General features: G+C 48.8%; 11 protein-coding genes. 2 read left to right on the top strand and 9 right to left on the bottom strand.

Going from position 1 to position 18,344, the window contains the following annotated elements:
- Nucleotides 1-50 precede the first annotated feature (50 nt).
- Both LQ567_RS17330 and LQ567_RS17325 read right to left on the bottom strand, forming a co-directional pair.
- On the bottom strand, nt 51-2,771 hold the full coding sequence (locus LQ567_RS17330) for a CHAT domain-containing protein (RefSeq protein WP_231006667.1): 2,721 nt from the start codon (nt 2,769-2,771) through the stop codon (nt 51-53).
- Complete coding sequence (locus LQ567_RS17325) at nt 2,759-4,750, bottom strand: PKD domain-containing protein (protein ID WP_231006666.1); 1,992 nt, start codon at nt 4,748-4,750, stop codon at nt 2,759-2,761. Before LQ567_RS17325 ends, LQ567_RS17330 begins: the two co-directional genes overlap by 13 nt.
- Nucleotides 4,751-5,004: 254 nt before the next feature.
- Here LQ567_RS17325 and LQ567_RS17320 point away from each other — a divergent pair, with 254 nt between their 5' ends.
- The gene (locus tag LQ567_RS17320; protein ID WP_231006665.1) at nt 5,005-5,565 is read left to right on the top strand and encodes an RNA polymerase sigma factor; all 561 of its coding nucleotides are present in this window, start codon (nt 5,005-5,007) and stop codon (nt 5,563-5,565) included.
- On the top strand, nt 5,562-6,278 hold the full coding sequence (locus tag LQ567_RS17315) for a hypothetical protein (protein WP_231006664.1): 717 nt from the start codon (nt 5,562-5,564) through the stop codon (nt 6,276-6,278). The genes LQ567_RS17320 and LQ567_RS17315 overlap by 4 nt, the downstream gene beginning before the upstream one ends.
- A 228-nt stretch (nt 6,279-6,506) precedes the next feature.
- On the opposite strand, the gene LQ567_RS17310 is transcribed toward LQ567_RS17315, so the two are convergent.
- From LQ567_RS17310 to LQ567_RS17280, 7 genes are read right to left on the bottom strand one after another with little or no spacing between them, the layout of a single operon-like run.
- Nucleotides 6,507-7,253 carry a glycosyl hydrolase family 28 protein gene (locus LQ567_RS17310; RefSeq protein WP_231006663.1) on the bottom strand — a complete coding sequence of 249 codons (747 nt, stop codon included), beginning with the start codon at nt 7,251-7,253 and terminating at the stop codon, nt 6,507-6,509.
- Between the two features lie 24 nt (nt 7,254-7,277).
- Nucleotides 7,278-8,762 carry a glycoside hydrolase family 28 protein gene (locus LQ567_RS17305; protein WP_231006662.1) on the bottom strand — a complete coding sequence of 495 codons (1,485 nt, stop codon included), beginning with the start codon at nt 8,760-8,762 and terminating at the stop codon, nt 7,278-7,280.
- A 7-nt stretch (nt 8,763-8,769) separates the two neighbouring features.
- Nucleotides 8,770-11,616 (bottom strand): glycosyl hydrolase, encoded by a 2,847-nt coding sequence (locus tag LQ567_RS17300; protein WP_231006661.1) that lies wholly within the window; start codon nt 11,614-11,616, stop codon nt 8,770-8,772.
- Nucleotides 11,606-12,454 carry a sugar phosphate isomerase/epimerase family protein gene (locus tag LQ567_RS17295; RefSeq protein ID WP_231006660.1) on the bottom strand — a complete coding sequence of 283 codons (849 nt, stop codon included), beginning with the start codon at nt 12,452-12,454 and terminating at the stop codon, nt 11,606-11,608. The genes LQ567_RS17300 and LQ567_RS17295 overlap by 11 nt, the downstream gene beginning before the upstream one ends.
- A gap of 6 nt (nt 12,455-12,460) precedes the next feature.
- A complete protein-coding gene (locus LQ567_RS17290; protein WP_231006659.1) occupies nt 12,461-13,276 on the bottom strand; it encodes a phytanoyl-CoA dioxygenase family protein in 816 nt (271 codons plus the stop codon).
- A gap of 20 nt (nt 13,277-13,296) precedes the next feature.
- On the bottom strand, nt 13,297-14,865 hold the full coding sequence (locus LQ567_RS17285) for a RagB/SusD family nutrient uptake outer membrane protein (protein ID WP_231006658.1): 1,569 nt from the start codon (nt 14,863-14,865) through the stop codon (nt 13,297-13,299).
- Nucleotides 14,866-14,883: 18 nt separating this feature from the next.
- On the bottom strand, nt 14,884-18,018 hold the full coding sequence (locus LQ567_RS17280; protein ID WP_231006657.1) for a SusC/RagA family TonB-linked outer membrane protein: 3,135 nt from the start codon (nt 18,016-18,018) through the stop codon (nt 14,884-14,886).
- Nucleotides 18,019-18,344: the final 326 nt, after the last annotated feature.

The raw sequence follows: 18,344 nt of genomic DNA, 5'->3' as shown, positions 1-18,344 counted from the left end.
TAGCCCCACAAGTATCATGCATTGTTTGTATACAGGAACGGATCTGCCGGTTATAGTAATTTCTTATACCGGAAGAACAGGGTGGTAACCAGCACAGCGCCGGCAATACAGAAGAGGGAAAGCATCAGCGCAGAAGAGCGCTTTTGCCGGATCCACAACGGCGTATCGTTGCCCTGGTAAAAATAGGCGGCCCAGAACAACGGGTTTTGTGCGGCTGCGGTTTGATGTTTTTTCAGATAGGCGACCCTCGCTTTTTTTAATGCGGAGGCCGGATCGGGATCGGTAGCCAATGCCTGATAGAATTCCCGGATCAGTTCACCGGAAGCTGCATCATCGATCTCCCAACGGGAAGACAGTACCCCGTCTACACCCTTGCTCAGCAGGATGCGGCCCAGGCTCTGCATGCCTTCACCCTGCTGCAAAAGACCGGATCCCGTTTCGCAGGCCGCCAGCACAACCAGTGGTGATCGCGTAGTGATATACTGAAGCTCGCCCAGGTACAGTTTATTTTTTAAAACCAGGTAGGGTTGTTTTTCCGCAGGATCTGCAACGGCGTGCGATGCCAGGTGAATGATATTACCGGTATTGAGCGCCGCCATAAAAGCGGAATCGGACGTGCCCGCCGCTGAATATTGCTGCGTTACAAAATGCTTTGCAAGAAAAGATCCTTCTTTTAGAGATTGCGGAAGCCCCGGAAATCCCAGGTGTGGTTTTTCAAAACTGAAAACAGTTACAGGCCGGGCATTATTGCTGCCTGTTCCGGCAAACGCATTCTGTAAGAAGGTAAAACTATACCCGATGGATGTGCTGGCGCCCCAGTATGCCGGGGTATCGGCAGCGATGCAAAGTGCTTCAAACGGCAGGTTGTGCAATTCGCGGTCGGGCGAGATCAATACCGCCGGTGCGGGCCCGGAAAACCAGGGATTCCAGGTATACAGCAATTTGGCTGCACGTGCATAGTATGCCCGCGGATCCCTGTTAAAAGCAGCCGGTCCTGCATAAAAATACCGGTGCATAAAATCGCCGATCTCCTTTACATGAGTTGCTGTGGCGGTATCGAGCCGGTGCCGGAATAGCCCGTTCTGTACCTGGATGATATAGGAATAACTATCTCCCAGGTAATAGCTAAGCAACACTTTATTCCTGCCGGCCGTTTGTACCCATTTGCGGAACACTTCATAAGAAGGCAGCCTGAGCAGGGCTACACTTTCCCGTTCTTTTAAGTTCAGTTCAAATTCCAGGCGCTGGATATTTTGCCGGATCTGCTGCCGGTAACTACCCTCGGGTGTTTCGGCCAGGAGCACGTACAGGGAGCGCAGCTGATCGACCCATTTTTTATTGCTGGAAAGCAGCGCATCCTGTTTCCAGGAGGCCGTTCTCCGTTGCTCATTGATCAATACCCGGCCCTTGGATAATTCTGTTAGCCAAAGCGCTTTCAGAAGGTATTCCGGATCCTGGTGCTGATCAAATAGCTGGTGATATAAGGCAATTGCCGTTTCTGAATATTTTTTATTGGCATAGGCAGCCGTACTGCTGTTGAGGGATGCCGGTAATAACTGCTCCGTATAATAATCATTCAGCACGGCTTTTTCGAACCACCGGGCTGCCGCTACCGGGTCTTTATATAACAACGCAGTGGCCACACCAAAGAGCGCGGTGGTTACTTTAAAATCGGGGAACAGGCCCTGTGCATCCCTCCTGAAATACGCCAAAGCCCGTTGATGCCAGGCTGCTGCACTATCCGGCTGCTGCATCAGCAGGTAGGCATTTCCCGCTTCAATAGCCGTTTCCACTTTCAGTTCAATATTGTCTGCGGCTACCTGTTTTCGGATCTCTTCAAGATAATACAGCGATTCCCGGTGTTTGCCGGAGAGGTTTAATATACGGGCACGGGCTAAAAGGGTTGTTTGTAATGCACTGGAAGCACCGGCAAGTTGCCGGCCCAGTAGCAGCGCCCGTTGGTTCCAGATGTCGGCGCTGTCGGTATTTCCGGCTTCTAAATAAGCTTCTGCTTTTAAATTATACAGGGGCAGGGCATCGGAACTTCCGGGCCTGGCACTCTGAAGTCCGAGTGCAATGGTGTTACGGAGTGCCGCATCATCGTGCATACGGAAATAAGTGGTGGCCAGGTTTAAATACAAGCCGGGAATAATTGCACTCCGGTGCGCGGTTAATGCCTCGTTAATGGCCCGTTGCTGGATGTAAACCGCCTTGGAAAAATCGCCCACCCTCGTATAATTATTTCCCAGTGGTTTGGCAATATATTCCTCAAAATCCATTTCCTGCTTTAGCGCTGTGTCCTGTTTGTTACGCTCATAAAACGCATAAGCCTGTTCGTACCAGGTGATGGAGGTCGGAACCTGCCGCTGCGTTAGTAAATGCCAGCCGGTATTGATAAAAAACTGGTAACAGGCCAGCTTCTCTTCTCTCGTGCGGGGTGGCCTCCATAAGGCTTTTTTCAGAAATTCTTCCCGGTTTACGGCCAGCCCCGGATCCAGATCGAGCTGGTCAAAAAGAAAATCGGCCCATGCTTCCAGGGAATCGTTCTGTTTCATGTGCCGGTACCGGCTCTCCAGCGGGTCGGCTGGCGGCACACCTGAGAAAAAGGTAAAAGCTATTACCATCAGCAGCACCCGCAAGCGACCGGTACCCGCCGGCTTTTTTTTATGCCAGGCGGTTTTCCGCCGGTCACCGGCCAGTGAAACAGCGGGCACTGTATGGCTACGGAACAGAGCCTGTTCCCGGGATCTTTGTTTACTTAAAACTTCCATCCCGCATAAAGGAATGTATACCCATTCTTTTTTTCGTTATAATAATACCGGATGCCCAACTGGGGGCCCAGCTTTACTTTTCCCAGTTGGATATCAATAAAGGGTTGTACGCGTATACCGGAAAAGGCCTTTATCTTTTCGGACAGCGGTTGTTCATAGATCTGCCCGGCCACCCCATTGGCAGAAACACCGTGATAGGTTAGGGTCGTTTCCGTACTGCCGCCCAGGTTAGCCGTAACGCTGATACCTGCACCTGCCGAAAAATAATTTCCGAAGTTATGCCGCAGCTGGAGGGGGATCAGCTTTATCTGTGAAAGGGTGTGGGCTACCGAGGAATCCATTTTGTTGTAGGGGAACTCTTTTCGCCCGTCGATGGATATAAAGCCATTCCGCTCTACCGTATAGCTGCCCGCACTTGTTTTGAGCCCTTGTTTATAATACAGCTCAAACTGGAAAAAAGGGCGGTAGGGTGCCAGCGGAGCAAGACCCAAACCGGTTACAATTCCATCGCTGACCATTCCCTTACCTGTGGCCTTTTCAAAGCCGGCCATTACAATGGGCGAGATACTTTTCTTAAACCGGCCTGTAGCATTATTGGTGTATATGGGTTCATTTTTATCAAAATAAATGGCGGTCCGCGCTTTAAAGGGAACCGGATCCAGCTTTTTCTTTGTTACGATAGAAAACTCCATAAACCCCTTGGTGCTGTCTTTATCATCCACTCCTTTCTGGTTGGTGCCGGGTAAATAGATCCCGTGCAGCGTAAACAACAGACCGTTTTCTTTTTTTTCCAGCTCCCAGCAGCCCCGCTTCTCTGCACCTGCCTGACAGGGCGCACAAAATGGCGACAGATCCTTGATCTGTACGGTTTGCGGATCGAGGGATCCTGGCGTTGCAACATCCAGTGCAATCTTACGTGCGGGCCCCTTACCCGTATTCTGAAAACGAACCTTATAGGTCAGTTCTTTATGCTTGCTTAAAAAACGGTAGCTGAGCCTGCCGCCTTTTAAATTCATTTTATTCGGGTCGTGCGAATTCACCACCGGTATATTGAGGCGGTGCAGAACGGGGTTTCCTTTCTTTGGAACATATACACCGGTAACCGTTACAGTGGCATTGGTGTCTTTGATCATTTCCGGCGTTACTTTTAACTCGGCCAGGGCAAAATGTGCAGCTCCGGGTGCCGTATTTCCCAGCTCGATCATAAAGCTGTTTTTGTACAGCAGCATGGTGCTCGAAAAGGTATTGGCCGCCTCCGCATAGTTCAGCACCTGCACCACCGAGGAAGGCGGACTACCGCTTTCCGTAATTTTCAGTTGTTTGCCCGGTTCCAAGCCGGCCATCAACGCCGGGGGGCCGGCAACCAGGCTATCTCCGCTGTTAAAAAAGCGGAATCCTTTATTATCGCCCGCACTTTCAAAACAGGTCTGGTCAAAAATCTTCTCATTTAAAAACAGGTACAGCTTCCCCTGGTCATCCTGTGTACCAGTGTTTTTCCAGCCCACCAGCAATACCATGGTATCATTGGGTTTAGCCATACAGTTGTACTTTAGTTCGAAAACACCGTTCGCTTTAAAGAAGTCTTTTTCAGCGGTTGATACCGATGCCACATTATTGTTATTGCCCTTTGCCGCCACTTTTATTTTCTTCCGTTCGGGCTTTTTGCCGTCATCATAGTTATTTACCGCGTAGAGGTATACATCGTAATCCTTTTCCGCGGTATAATTATGTACCGGAGCAGCTTCGGTACTGAAATGCCCATCGCCAAAATCCCATAAATGGGTATAGAAGGGTTCGGGAGCACCGGGGATCTGCGTCAGCGCGGGCAATGGGGCCGAAAAACGAAGTCCGCCACTATCCGGAGCGGTTTGTATCGTACTGTCCTCCAATGCCGCTTTTTGCACCTGGGCATGCGCCGCAACTGCAGCAAGCAATAACCCTGTTAAAAAAAATAGTGGCTTCCGTTTTAATTGTCCCATATATGCAGATCAGCCGGTTGCAAAAATTGTTACCTGAAAAATACGGGTCTATTCCATTGCCATGCCCGTGTCATTGATTTATAAGGCAAAGCGGCATGTGCTGGAATGAATCTGTGCCCCGCACCATATGTTATACATCCAAAATGTTCGCTATGGTAAATATATTCAATATTTTTGAGATTCGGGAGCGGGAACCCTGGAGGTAACGCTGCTGCTGTAAGAGGTACCGTTTATTCTATTTAATTTTTATAAGATTGCATACAGACCAACGATATATTGAAGCATTACGGAAGAATGATTCAGTGCTGCTTTCCGAAATCTACCGTAAATATGCCCCGTCCATTACTGCCTACCTGAAATCGAAAGGGGCCGATACCGAAGAATGCGGGGATATTTTCCAGGAATCGCTGATCGATATTTTTAAGCTGGCGGCCGATGGAAAATTTGTGCTGACCTGCCCTTTTGAAGCCTTTCTGTTACTGATTTGTAAACGGAAATGGATCAATCTGCTGAAGAAAAAATCCCGGTCGGGGGTAACAAAAAGTCTGGATGATGGATATCAATACCTGAAGGACAACACAGACGCAGAAGCATCGGCACATGCGCAGCAAATGGAGCAGGAAGCCCTGGTAATGGAACTGCTGGAACAGCTCAGTGAGCGTTGCCGGGAAATCATCCGGGCATCCTACCTCAGCGATTCGCAGCAGAAACTGGCGGAACAGCTGGGTGTAAGCTATGCCTACCTGCGGAAAAAGAAATCCATCTGTATGTCTGAATTAATCGAATTAGTCAATCACAACCGTCACCAGTCATGAATCTTTACGAACAAATAGAAGCATATATTTCAGATACCCTGTCACCGGAAGAACGCAGCGATTTTGAGCGCCGGCTAGCGCAGGAGCCAGATGTAAGGAAGGCTTATGAAGACTGGCTGTATACGGAGGCCGTTGTTCAGAAACACGAAGCCGCTGCAGCAGGCGCAGCCCAATTAAGAGCCGTATTGGAGCCGCTTACCCGGGAGCATTTCCGTGAAAAGGCTGCCGCCGCACCTCGTACAGGCCGCGTGCGTAAACTGGTGTTTGCCGCCGTAGCGGTAGCCGCCGTACTGTTGTTGTTTGTATTGACGCCGGCCAGTATCGACCGATACCCGGTAACACCTATGCCTAATGTTGTGGTGAGAGGCGCCACAGATCATGGCAAAGAGGGCGGACAATTGTTTAACGATCAGCAATACCAGGCAGCCCTGCCGCATTTAAAAGCCGCGGCGGATGGTAACCCGGAAGATGTAATGGCTGCCTTTTATTATGGGGTTTGCCTGCTGAAAACGGAACAGCCGGGAACCGCCCTGCCTGTTTTTGAAAAACTGTTACAAAGCAGTTCGGCCTACCAGGAAGACAGCTATTTTTTTGCGGCCCTGTGTGCTTACAAAACGGGGCACCAGGAACTGGCTAAAAAATATGCCACCGCCGTTCCATCAAACAACTTGTATCATAAAAATGCGGTGCGACTCTTAAAGAAACTGGATTAACAGACGTCCATACAGACCCTGAAATATTCCGGCACACCGGAACCGGGTGATATATTCGGGATGATTCCTGGGAACGATTGTCCTCATCTTATTGATTTTGCAACGCGAATAAACAACCCAGGATGACACGGTTCAGGGCGACCATAAGTATGTTTATTATGTCCTTACAGGCCGAAAAAAACGCGTGAGTTATGTGGTTTATTTTGTTGAATGTATATTGAATCCGGTTTACTCCGAAACACTGAGCAGTTTCCCGGCGGGATCAATTGCCCGGTCAACCCGGATGGATTGATTGTTTTTTGATCCTTCAATATATGGCTGCAATGCTACATCAATAAACGTATCCTTTATCAGTACATTTTTTGATGCCAACAAGCGGATGCCCCCGGTACCGCCAACCTGCTTACTACTGATGTTTACCGTTTCCACCACCACATCGCTGCAGGCATCAAATACCTGGGCTTTTCCGCTACCGTTCCAGAGGTTCACCGAATCGATTTTTATATTGGAGCAATTGGTAAACCCCATAAGTGCCGGCCGCACAAAATCCTGTGAACGCAGATAGCCGTTCTGCTGTAATACCGCAACATTTGCCATTAGGCTTAAGGCATTGCCTTCGATCACCCCTTTCCCGGAAATACCGATGTTTTGCTGCCCGTCGGCGCTGATGATGGCCCTGATACGGCCGGAGCTGTTATAATCATAAACAGATGGCGCACCTACCAGCACCGCACCTTCTTCCAGCTTTATGGTTACATTGGATTTGAGCTGCACGCCCCCGGTTACATAGCGCCCTACATAGAACACCAGCTGACCGCCGCCTTGCTCATGAATGAAATCGATGGCTTTCTGTATCGAACGGGTATTGTTGGTAACACCATCCGACAGGATGCCGAACAGGGAAGCTTTATATTCTTTGGCAGCCGCAAACACTGGTAATAACGCCGTAAACAGGATCAGTTTTAATACGCGCATATGATAACAACTTTAAAAATGAAATTATTTGGATCTTGTAGTATTGTGCAGGAACACCTGCTTCTTGCTTTTGGCAGCCGGCTCCGCTACATTCACTTTGTTAAAAGAGGCCTGCTGTACATCATCAAATACGATGGCCGGGCGGTAATCGCTTTCTTTTGCTCTTAGCGTAATATTCTCAAAACGGATACCGGTGGCATGCCGCACATAAAATCCCCAGGCCGGCAGTTCCTTAAACTGCGAAAACTCCGGGTAAGCTGTGGGCATTTCCGGAATGCTTTCCAGCTCCGCCCTGGTTAATCCACGCCGGGCATAGTGCGGGTTGCCGCCGCCGGGATAAACGATTTCGATATTTTTGAGCGTTACATCCTGTATCTTATACTGCGGCAGCCCGATGATGCTGGCCGGTGAAATATTCCGCGGCAGGTCTTCGATAGGGCCCTCGTAGCTATACCCCGCATCCGGTTTGGTAGCCGGCACTTCTGCATATACATTGGAGATACGAACGTTTTTCATATACGGCTGTTTGCCGTTGCTCCAGCGGTCGCCAATGCGGAGGTAAATGACATTACCGGTATTGATCGAACGCACACCATCCACTTCTATGTTTTCTACAAATCCGCCGTCTACTGCGGCAAACGTAATGGCCGAACGGTAGGTGTCAATGATCTTCAGGTTGGTTACTTTAAAATTCCGGAACCCGCCACGGGAAACCGTTCCAAATTTCAGCCCGTTTGCACTGGACCTGCCGGTACAGTTATCCACGATCACATTCTGACAGATCTTTGTGGCGTCGTGCGATTTGAAGCAGATCACATCATCCGCCGCATCAAAATAAGAGTTTTTGATCACCACACTGTCACAGTCTACCACATCAATGCCGTCATTGTTCCAGTAACTCTTACTATCAACATGAATGCTGTCTACATACAGGTTCCGGCACTGGTCGTAGGTTTGGTTCCAGCTGGCCGGATCTTTCAGTGTTACACCCGTAATACGCACATTGGTGCATTCACGGAAATAGATGTTCTGCGGGCGGTTGGTTTCATTGGGCCGGTCGTATTTCAACGGATCCGTTACCAATCCTTTCTGAATATTGCCTACCATATTGACCGCAGTAAGAAAGCCACGTCCATCGATCATGCCTTCACCGGTAATGCCGATATTGTCCTGTTTTATGGCAAAGATCATGGACGTCCAGCCGATGTACTTATTTTTTTCATAGTCGAAGGGATTTACGGAACCCAGCAGCACGGCCCCCTTTTTGAGGTGAAGGGTTACATTCGACTTCAAAAAGATGGTGCCGGTAAGATATTTTCCTTCATCAAATACCAGCCGGCCGCCGCCCTGCTCGTGAATATAGTCAATGGCCCCCTGTATAATGGCACTGTTCAGGCTCATGCCATCTTTTTTTGCGCCAAAACTAACAGCACTATAATCTTTTGCCGCAGCCATCAATGAAAGGCCGGAAAGGAGTATGGCTAAAAAAACATTTTTTCTTCGCATCATTCATTTTTTAAAATACAGTAACAGGTCCCAGCAAGCCCATAGAACGCATGGGCTGCGGCTTTCTTTTTCCGTTTGTCCAGTACTGCGCTACCGGGTTGTCCGTAAGCGACTTCATATAGTTGCCCATGGTGGTGGTAACCGCGATCTCGATGGTATTTTCACCCGGCCGCATCCAGGGCTGCACATGGTACAGGTAACGGCCAAACCACCGCACGCCCAGGTCTTTTCCATTTAATGTTAATTGTGCAATACCCTGTACGGTACCCAGGTCGATGTAAGACGGGCCGTTCGCGGTTTTTGAAAATGTATTCCGGTAAATAACGGTACCTGCAAAATACTGGTACTCGGGCAGCTCTTTCAGATCTTTTAAGCCGGAAAGCGAGGCTGTTTTCACCGAACCGTCGATATGACGGAATTCGGCGCTCCAGGGCGTGGTGATCTCCGGGTATTGTCCTTCCGACTCCGGCACTTCTTTATACAGGGGAAGTTTTTTCCGCTGGTCCTTTTCAAAAACAAAGATCCGCATGTCTGCGGGATAAAGGGTCACCGTGATCTCCCGGTCGTTCTCAAGGCGGTAACAATCCCCCGTAACGGCGTCCCAGTAATGCCCGAACCGCCCTTCGTAAATGGCTGCGTCCGGCCGGAAGGTTACTTTAAAAGGATAGTTGGCGCTGGAATTGAACACCAGCAGCAGATCTACCGTATCGTTGGTATACCGCACCTGCTGAATAAAAGGGTTGCCATCCGTAATGCTTACATAGGGTTTTATCTGGTATTTCTGTTGCAGCGCTTTATACCAGGCCGGATAATTTTCTTCCGGATGTTCTGTAAAAATAAACCGGTCTTTAAAGGTTTTCAGTTCCTCAAGAATACTAAGGACGAGTTTGGTTTGCTCTGTTGCATTGAGCAGCCCTACCGATTTATCCGGCATATTCTGTACACAGATCACCTTTCCGCCGGATTGCACAAACTGCAGCAGTTTACGGGCAGTAACCGGTTCCAGGCTTTGCACGTGCACCAGGAACAGGGTATGATATTTACGCGGACCATACTCCAGGAATCCCTCCTTTACAACTGCTTTATTAATGATCGCATCCGATACATAATCGCATCCATGCCCGTGCTGCTGTATGGCCTCCCAGATCAGGGACAGGTTGGCCGGATAGGTAAGTGAGGGGAAGGGTTCATTGGGGGCTCCGAATTTACCCCAGGCATCAAACAACGGTGGCAGTATGGCAATATCAGCAAACATATCTGCATGCTGCAGGAGTGCAGATACACGGGCCTTATAGTCATTGATCCGTTTAAAGAACGGCCAGTAGGTATTGCGCTCGTTCATAAAATTCCCATACCGGATCCAGCCGGGGAAGGGTGCATTTTTGGGCGAATAATTAAACCCGTGGTAAACGGAATGCGTAATTCCTGTAATCAGGCTTTGATCCGAGGCCAGCTTCAGGGTTTGAAGGGATGCATTAAACACCATATCGGTATTGGTTGCTTCCTCGCAGGAGATCACCCGTTTTCCGGCAAGATGCGCTCCAGAAGAAACAAATTTGTTGACCATGGTATAGCCCCGCCCGATGCGGTAATCCGTTTCCGGCATTTCTTCCCCGATCCCGTATTTGATCCAGGTTTCGCCTTCCGGCAGATCCATACCCATGCTGGCTTCGAGCGGATGATAGCCCCGTCCGTAAGCCTGTGCCCGCGATAGCATTCCGTTGCTTTTGCACCATTGCTGAAAGGGCTCCACAAAACGCTCTTTTAAGAGCTCTATTTTTGTACGGTCGAAGTCGCAGCGTACCCGTTCGATGACATCCTGGAACTCCGGAGTGAAGCGGGTGCCATAATTATAGTCGTATATATTTCCCATGGCACCGATCCTGGAAAAGATCAGGGGGAGGTAGGGCATAATGTCGTAGCCCCTGCGTTTTTTAAATTCTTCCGCCATGTCATTCGTCCAGTTGGCACCTTCCAGCTCCATGCTGTCTACAAATAGTGCACGTACCCGGTTTTTTAACGGACCGATCTTTTTCTGGATCGCATCACTCATATGATTCAGGTACTTTTCCACCGCCGCTTTATTAAAGTGGTTCAGTACCTGTCCGTTTGCGCCCGGAGCGCCGTTGATCACCTCCAGGAATGCCCGTGTTTTCAGGAGGGCATAGATCGCATAATTGCCCTGGGGAACTTTTGTTTTAATAAAACCCGAGGCGATTTGATCGGAAAGATCCACCACTTCATCCAATGATTTCATAGGATCCGGAACCATAAATACCTTTTGCATTTCCAGCTTCCGGTGGGCATAGGGGCTTGTGGTTGCCGGGTCGGCTTCTTTGATAAAGTCCAGTATCGGTGCTTCGAAATCCATTAACCCGGTTACCTTCTTTACACCAATGGTCATGATATCCGCGCATTCATCGCCCTGGAGGTATTCGGCACCAAAGGGCCATCCGGAGCCTACGATCAGATCGCAGGTGAGGCCCAGTTTCTTTGCTTCCGTTAACGTAAAGTCCAGCACGTCCACCCACTCATCACTGAGCCAGGTCAGCGAACGGATACCCATATCATCGGTACGCTGCGGGAACTTAATGGGATTGATCTCCACGCCGCCAATGCCGGCATCTTTTAACAGCTTCAGCTCCCGCAACAGTTCTCCTTTTTCCACTTTATCACCGTTCCACCACCAGCGCACAAAGGGCCGGTAAACCGCCTGCGGTGTTTTAAATAATTCATACAGCTGGTCTTTTGCCGCCACCTGCACCCGGTCGTTCTGAGAGGCCCATGCTATATTTTCATACATCAGGGCACCCACCGTAAGCAGGCTGCCACGCTCCAGAAAGGTTCTACGCTTCATGTTCCGTTTTATTATACCGTTCGTTCAAAAGATTTTTCATCCATAAGTTCAGCCGCCATTGCTCCTGTTGCAGATCTATATCCCGGTTGGCGCGTGCCAGATAGGGCGGGGGGCCAAACTCGGGCGTTATCGTGCTTTCCGTAAATCCCTGCTGTCGCCGGTGCGCCACCCACTGATCCCAGATCCTGAGATGTTCATTCAGTGCCAATGTATATTCGGGGAAGGCCGGGTCAACTACCTGTGGCCCTTCTGTATGCCCCACCCGCGCATGCACATGGAAGGTTTGCCGGATGGCCGCTTCCACCGCTGCCTGCTGATCTTCCAGGTAGCTTTCGGAAACGCAGAACCAGTGCGATACATCCAGCGTAAGCGCCAGTTCCGGTTTTTGTTGCAGCAGCGGGTATACCGTGTGTGCACCGTAGGACCATTTATTGCGGTGGGTTTCCTGGTAAATAGCCGTGCCGCTTGCGTTTGCTACCTCTGCACAAACCTGCAGGCATGCCAGGATCTGTTCGCTGGTAAAATATTCCCGGCCGCATTGCACACTGATGAACAGGGGTTGCTTTTGCGCCGTACGCAGCGCCGCCAGTTTTTGCAGGTCGTTCTTTAATGCGGTGATATATGTTTCAAAACCGGAATACGCGCTGGTTACCTGCATAACGATGGAAAAGTCAAGCCCCAGCTCCTCCAGCAGCGGCAGCACTGCCAGCGGATCGCCCGGCTCCCCAAAGGGAAACCATTCAATGCCCGCATAGCCGGCCTTTTTCACCTCCTTTAGAAAGGGTGCCCACTCCACCTGTTCCGCGCCCCAGCGCGGGCAAAGAAATCGTATATTCAAGACTGTTTATTTATGATAGATCAATGGGTTCTGCTCGTCGCTGTTCAGGGGGTCACCGATCGCTAGTGTTTTCAGGTAGGCGTCTGGCAAAATATTCGCCTGCCCGTTAAATATATTCCCCTCCGGCATATAGGCACAGGTCATGGCCCTGCGATAACCGCTCGTCATATTGGCGCCCGCACCATGAATGGTAAGTCCGTTGTGAAAAGAGCAACTGCCGGCCTTCATTTTTGCGGCAACGGAATTTACCTTTTTAAACTGTGGGTATACGTCAAAGATGCCATCCATATTTTTACCGATCCCTTTATTTTCAAAGGTCGTTTCCTTAAACGATCCCGGTATAAAGTACAGGCAGCCGTTTTCCAGTGTGGCATCATCCAGGGCTACCCAGATGGAAAGCGCTTTGCGGTCGGAAAAAGACCAGAAGGGGGTATCCAGGTGCCAGGAAGTAGGATTGGCCCAGGGTTTTTTAAACAGGGCCTGGTCATGCCAGATCCGGATACCGTCTGCGCCCGCCAGTTCCGCCGCCATTTTACCAATGCGTTCGTCCATCATGATCTTTTTAACCTTTCCATTGGTTTGCCAAAGGTTCAGCAGCTGGTCAAATACCTTGGAGAAATATTCCGCATCTTCATTGATGCCGTCATCCATGCCCACTTTGATATCCTGGCCGGGGATCTTGATGCCGTTCCGTTCTGCAATTGCTTCCGTTACTGCTTCCCGCCATTCCTGCAGCTCCTCGGGCGACAAAAAATCATCAATTACTATAAATCCGTTTTCCTGGTAGTAACCGATCTGCTCCTGTGAGAGTTCATTTTTCATTCGTATGTGTTTAAAAGGAATTAATACCCTGGGTTCTGAGTTAACTGGCTGTTCAGATTCATCTCGGTCTGTGGAATCGGGTATAGCAATCTGTTTTGCGTTACCGTAAAGGACTGGGGCAACATATAGGGATATTTCTGTTTGGCAGTAATGCCGTAGGCTGTCATTACCGGAATCGCCTGGTCCGTCCGGATAAGGTCCTGCCATCTTTTATTTTCAAACGCCAGCTCCCGCCTCCGTTCCAATGCAATAGCGGTACGTAACTGTCCCTGGTCGGCCGTATTGATATTGTGGTTGCCATCCCCAAACGCACGGGCCCTCACCTGGTTCAGAAAAGGCAGCGCATCACCCGGTTTTCCGGTTTCATTTAAACATTCTGCCAGCATCAGCAATACATCGGCATATCTATACAGGGGCCAGTTCTGATCAGTATTTTGATTGATATTGGGCACCGGAAGGAAATAATATTTTTTACAAAAATATTTTGCAGTTACACCAGGTTTGGGTGTATAGCCCACGGCATTGCTAACGACGCTATCAGCTGTAAAATCCTGCGCATCATTGATCTTTCCCGCCACGATTCCGATAGAAGCATTAAACCGGCTATCCCCAGGCTCAAACAGTCCGATCAGATCGTCTGAAGGAACATCCCAGCCTCCAAAACCGATGGTACTGAAGTTCACTCCCAACACATTGGTAGTATTGGGCATATGCGGAATAAAGCGATAGATAAAGGAGCTGGATTGTCCCGTAGTTCCCGACTGGTATTGTACATCAAAGATCAGCTCTTTGTTGACATTTGCATTTTTATTGGCGGGGTTGAACACCGCACTGAAGCTAGACATAAGGCTATATCCCATAGTGGTAACCGATTGCAGCAGTGGTAACGCACTCGCATAATCCTTGCGTTGCATATAAACAGCAGCCAGTTCCGCAGTCACTACGCCTTTATTTACCCTTCCGGTTTCGGCAACTTTAAAAGAGGGCATCGGAAGCAGGTCCTTTGCATCTTTCAGGTCATTGATTACCTGCGTATATATTTCTTCTTCAGTGGCCCTGGGCAGGTAGGCATCGGCCGCCTGAAGCACTTCATGCAGGTGCAGCGGCACGCCTCCAAAATTGCGTACCAGGTCAAAATAATAATGGCCCCTTAATGCTTTAGCCTCCCCGGAGATCTGCTTCTTTAGCGAGTCGGATAATGTATTGTTTTCCTGCAAATGATCCAGGATGGCATTGGCTCGGCCGATTCCGGTGTAAGCCGCCTGGTAACGCACCAGGGTAACACCGTTTGTGGCATCGTCCATAAACGAAGAAATGTTTTCACGGGCAGCACTTCCCCGGTCCTTTGCGTAGTAGTCGTAGGTTGCATTATCAGATCGCATTTCATCCATCCAGAATGCGTTGGCGGCAATATCGCGCAAGGGTGTATATGTTCCCACAACGGCCTGCTGAAAATCCTGTGGTGTTTTATAAAAGATGCCTTCATTCAGATTTCCTTCTGGATAAAGCGTCAAAAAATCTTTGGAACAAGAAGCAAGTGCAACTGCAGCAAAGATGCAAAACCCATAAATATATTTATTGCTGTTCATTGTAAATTTCTTTAAGACTTAAAAACTAAAATTGGCTCCGATCATAAATGTGCGGGGGATCGGGAAGGTACTGAGGTCCTGCCCATATGTGCCCGTTGCGTCATCCTTTGTGGAATTTGCTTCGGGGTTCATCCCTGTATATTTTGTAAACACAAAGGCCTGCTGCACACTGGCATAAACCCGGGCGGCTTTTACATACTTCAGCAGGTCCTGCCGGAATGTATAGCCCAGCGCGATATTCTTAATCGTAAAGAAATTACCACTTTCCACCCAGGAAGAGTTAGCCAAACGGTATAATTCAGTGGTTCCGTTGCGGGTACTGGGCACTTTACCATTGCCCGGATTATCTTCTGATCTCCAGCGGTTCATCATATCGGAAGCCACATTCATTACACCATCCAGGTTGGTCCAGTCTGCACGGTTAGCATTTAAGATCTGGTTTCCGCCCTGGCCATAGCCCACAATGTTCAGATCGAAATTTTTATACCGGAAGGTATTTGTGATCCCAAAATTGTATTTCGGATTGGGGTTACCGATCAGAGTACGGTCATCTGCGTTAATAACCCCATCTTCTTTCACATCTTTCATCCGGGCCGATCCTACGGTTGAAGTGGAATGTTTTGGCTGGCTGTTGAGCTCCGCCTGGTTCATGTACACCCCATCGAATACATATCCGTAAAACTCTCCGATATGGCCGTCTTTAACCGTTCGGTTATAACCCGCATAGGTTGTGTTATTGCCAATAAATGGTGTATTGGGGGGCAATTCCAGCAGTTTATTATCGTTGAATGATATATTAAAGTCGGTAGTCCACTCGAATTTGCCTACCAGGTTGCGTGAACTAAGAGTAAACTCATGTCCCCACATCCGGAACTTAGCCACATTTAGCTGTATATTGGAATAACCCGACTGATAAGGCAGGGAAACCAGGTACAGCATTTTGCTGGTGGTTTTATCGTAATAATCGTAGGAGAACACGATCCGGTCTTTCAGGAAATTTATATCCGCTCCAATATCGGTTTGCGCTGAGCTTTCCCAGGTAACTTCCGGGTTACCCAATGTAGGACTCAAGGCAAAACCAGGGGTCAGTGTGCCTCCGAATACATAGTTTGCAGCATTGACATTTGTAACGAACTGATAGTTTCCAATATTGAAGTTTCCGGTTTTACCATAACTGGCACGTAATTTCAAAAAGCTTACTGTATTTTTTTTCTTAAAAAACCCTTCATCACTTACAATCCAGCCTGCCGATATCGAGGGAAAATCAGCATACTTAACGTCAGACCCAAAACGGGAAGAACCATCTCTTCTGAAGGTTGCAGATAACAGGTATTTCCCTTTATAATCATAACTCAGGCGTCCAAAGCTGGAGGCCATGCTCCAGGCCTCTGCATTTGTAAATGTGTTTGCTCCGCCGGTGCCGGCGCCTCCGATTACAGCAGCTCCTGAGATCCAGGGAATTATATCATTCGCAAAGTTGGACCCATATATATTCCGATACTCTCTTTTCCATTTCTGAGCACTGTAACCTGCCAGCAGATCCAGGTGATGATCCCCCGCTTTCAGGTTATAGTTCAATGTATTTTCATTCAACCAGGAAACATAATCATATGAAGCATGTGTTGCTGAAGAGCTGGAGGCCGCACGAGGTACCGGTGTTGCACTCAAACCAATACCATACATGGTACCCTGGTACCAGTCCTGCTGATAAGAGGCAACATCCCCATTAATGGTTGTTTTAAAATGCAGGTTCTTTAAAATTGCAATATCGGCATAAGCATTTCCCAGTAACCGCAGCGTTTTGTAATTGGCATCCGCCAGCAGCAATTGCTGTACAGGGTTGTTTAGGTTCAACATACCAAATGAAGAAGCCTTGCTATTGAAAGAGCCGTCCGCGTTGTAGATAGGTTGCAATGGCGAAGCTGCTGTGGCATTGGCAATGATCTGGCGGTTTCCATCGGTAAAATTTCTTGTATTATGTTCCACCTGGTAGGAAGGGGCGAGGTTCAGCCCAATTTTAAAAGCATCCCCTGGCCGGTATTCATTATTACTCCGGAAGGAGAAGCGTTTCAGATTGGTATTTAGTAATAAGCCGTCCTGGTCAAAATAAGACATGGTAGAAGAAGACGACAGTTTTTCCGTACCTGAAGAAAGATTCAGGGAAAAGTTCTTCATTGGGGCTGTTCTTAACAAGGCATCATACCAGTTAGTACCTTCGCCGTATTGATCGGGATTAGCATATTCATCAGGAATACCCTTGGTATATCCTTCATATTTGATCTTATCTTCATAAAAACCTTTCATATAGGTGGCAAATTCCCGGGCATTCATCATGTCCGGCCGTCCCTTCTGGGGCGCTTTCTGCCAGCCGTAGTAGGTATCAAAACTGATGCTGGTACGTCCGGCTTTTGCCTGTTTGGTGGTAATTAAGATCACCCCGTTTCCCGCACGGGAACCATAAAGCGCCGCTGCTGCCGCATCTTTCAGCACAGTGAAAGTTTCTATATCATCGGGGTTGATCACGCTCATATCCCCAGACCGGGTATTGGACCCGGAAAGGATTTGACCGTCCACTACGATCAGCGGCTGATAACCATTACCCAATGATGCCGCACCGCGTATGCGCATATCGATACCCTGTCCGGGCCGGCCATTGGCCATATTGATCTGTACCCCCGCCACGCGTCCCTGCAGGCGCTGCCCGAATTCTGCAGCCGGAATATCTTTTGCCTTTGCCGCATTAAAAGTACTTACCGCACTGGTAATATCTTTTGCCAGCCGGGTACCATAGCTTACGACCACCACCTCGTTCATATTATTGCTGGTTTCCGTAAGCAATGCGGTTACCGGCTCATCCGATACTACCGGTATTTCCATTGTACCGTAACCGACCCTTGAAATGACCAGGGTGGCCGGCAGCCGGAGTTTTAAACTGAATTTTCCATTTTTGTCGGTGGCGGTGGCCTCTATCTTTCCTTTTACATTAATAGAAGTACCCGCCGGGTCATCACCGGAGCGGCTAAGGGTTACCACCCCCTGGATGGTAGATTGCGTTCCCTGGGCGGTTGCCGCCTCCTGAAACAAAAGCAGCAACAGAAACAGTGCGCCCTGCCTTAGCAGCAGCGATCTTTTTAGCAGTTTGAGCATCATCATAATTGGCTTGTTTAAATATTGAATGGGCTACCGGTGCGTTTTTCCTATGGCTGTCACCGGGCATTAAATTTACATTTTCTGATCTGTTCAAAAAATATATTTCTAATACCGGCTCCCATGAACGTTTTTTGTACCAGATACGGGACCGTACAACAACTCCGATCCCGGCTATTATTTACCCAAATCATCAATCGTTACCTTTTGTTAATAAAGCAATCATCATCGCCGGAGTAGGATCCAATCCTGCTTTTCATCAACGGCTTCTGTTCCAAATTTACACCTGCTTAAGCCGAAAACACATACACTATCCCGCTTTTAATTTACAC

Origin of the sequence: Niabella pedocola (assembly GCF_021044425.1) — a bacterium.
In the GTDB taxonomy this organism is placed as follows: Bacteria; Bacteroidota; Bacteroidia; order Chitinophagales; family Chitinophagaceae; genus Niabella; species Niabella pedocola.
Note: the sequence above shows the minus strand (reverse complement) of the source record. Positions and strands in the feature narration are given on the sequence as shown.

Excerpts from the sequence above, each read along its gene's own strand:
- LQ567_RS17330 (WP_231006667.1), bottom strand. The coding sequence starts at position 2,771 with ATGGAAGTTTTAAGTAAACAAAGATCCCGGGAACAGGCTCTGTTCCGT.
- LQ567_RS17325 (WP_231006666.1), bottom strand. The coding sequence starts at position 4,750 with ATGGGACAATTAAAACGGAAGCCACTATTTTTTTTAACAGGGTTATTG.
- LQ567_RS17315 (WP_231006664.1), top strand. The coding sequence starts at position 5,562 with ATGAATCTTTACGAACAAATAGAAGCATATATTTCAGATACCCTGTCA.
- LQ567_RS17310 (WP_231006663.1), bottom strand. The coding sequence starts at position 7,253 with ATGCGCGTATTAAAACTGATCCTGTTTACGGCGTTATTACCAGTGTTT.
- LQ567_RS17305 (WP_231006662.1), bottom strand. The coding sequence starts at position 8,762 with ATGATGCGAAGAAAAAATGTTTTTTTAGCCATACTCCTTTCCGGCCTT.
- LQ567_RS17300 (WP_231006661.1), bottom strand. The coding sequence starts at position 11,616 with ATGAAGCGTAGAACCTTTCTGGAGCGTGGCAGCCTGCTTACGGTGGGT.
- LQ567_RS17290 (WP_231006659.1), bottom strand. The coding sequence starts at position 13,276 with ATGAAAAATGAACTCTCACAGGAGCAGATCGGTTACTACCAGGAAAAC.
- LQ567_RS17285 (WP_231006658.1), bottom strand. The coding sequence starts at position 14,865 with ATGAACAGCAATAAATATATTTATGGGTTTTGCATCTTTGCTGCAGTT.
- LQ567_RS17280 (WP_231006657.1), bottom strand. The coding sequence starts at position 18,018 with ATGATGATGCTCAAACTGCTAAAAAGATCGCTGCTGCTAAGGCAGGGC.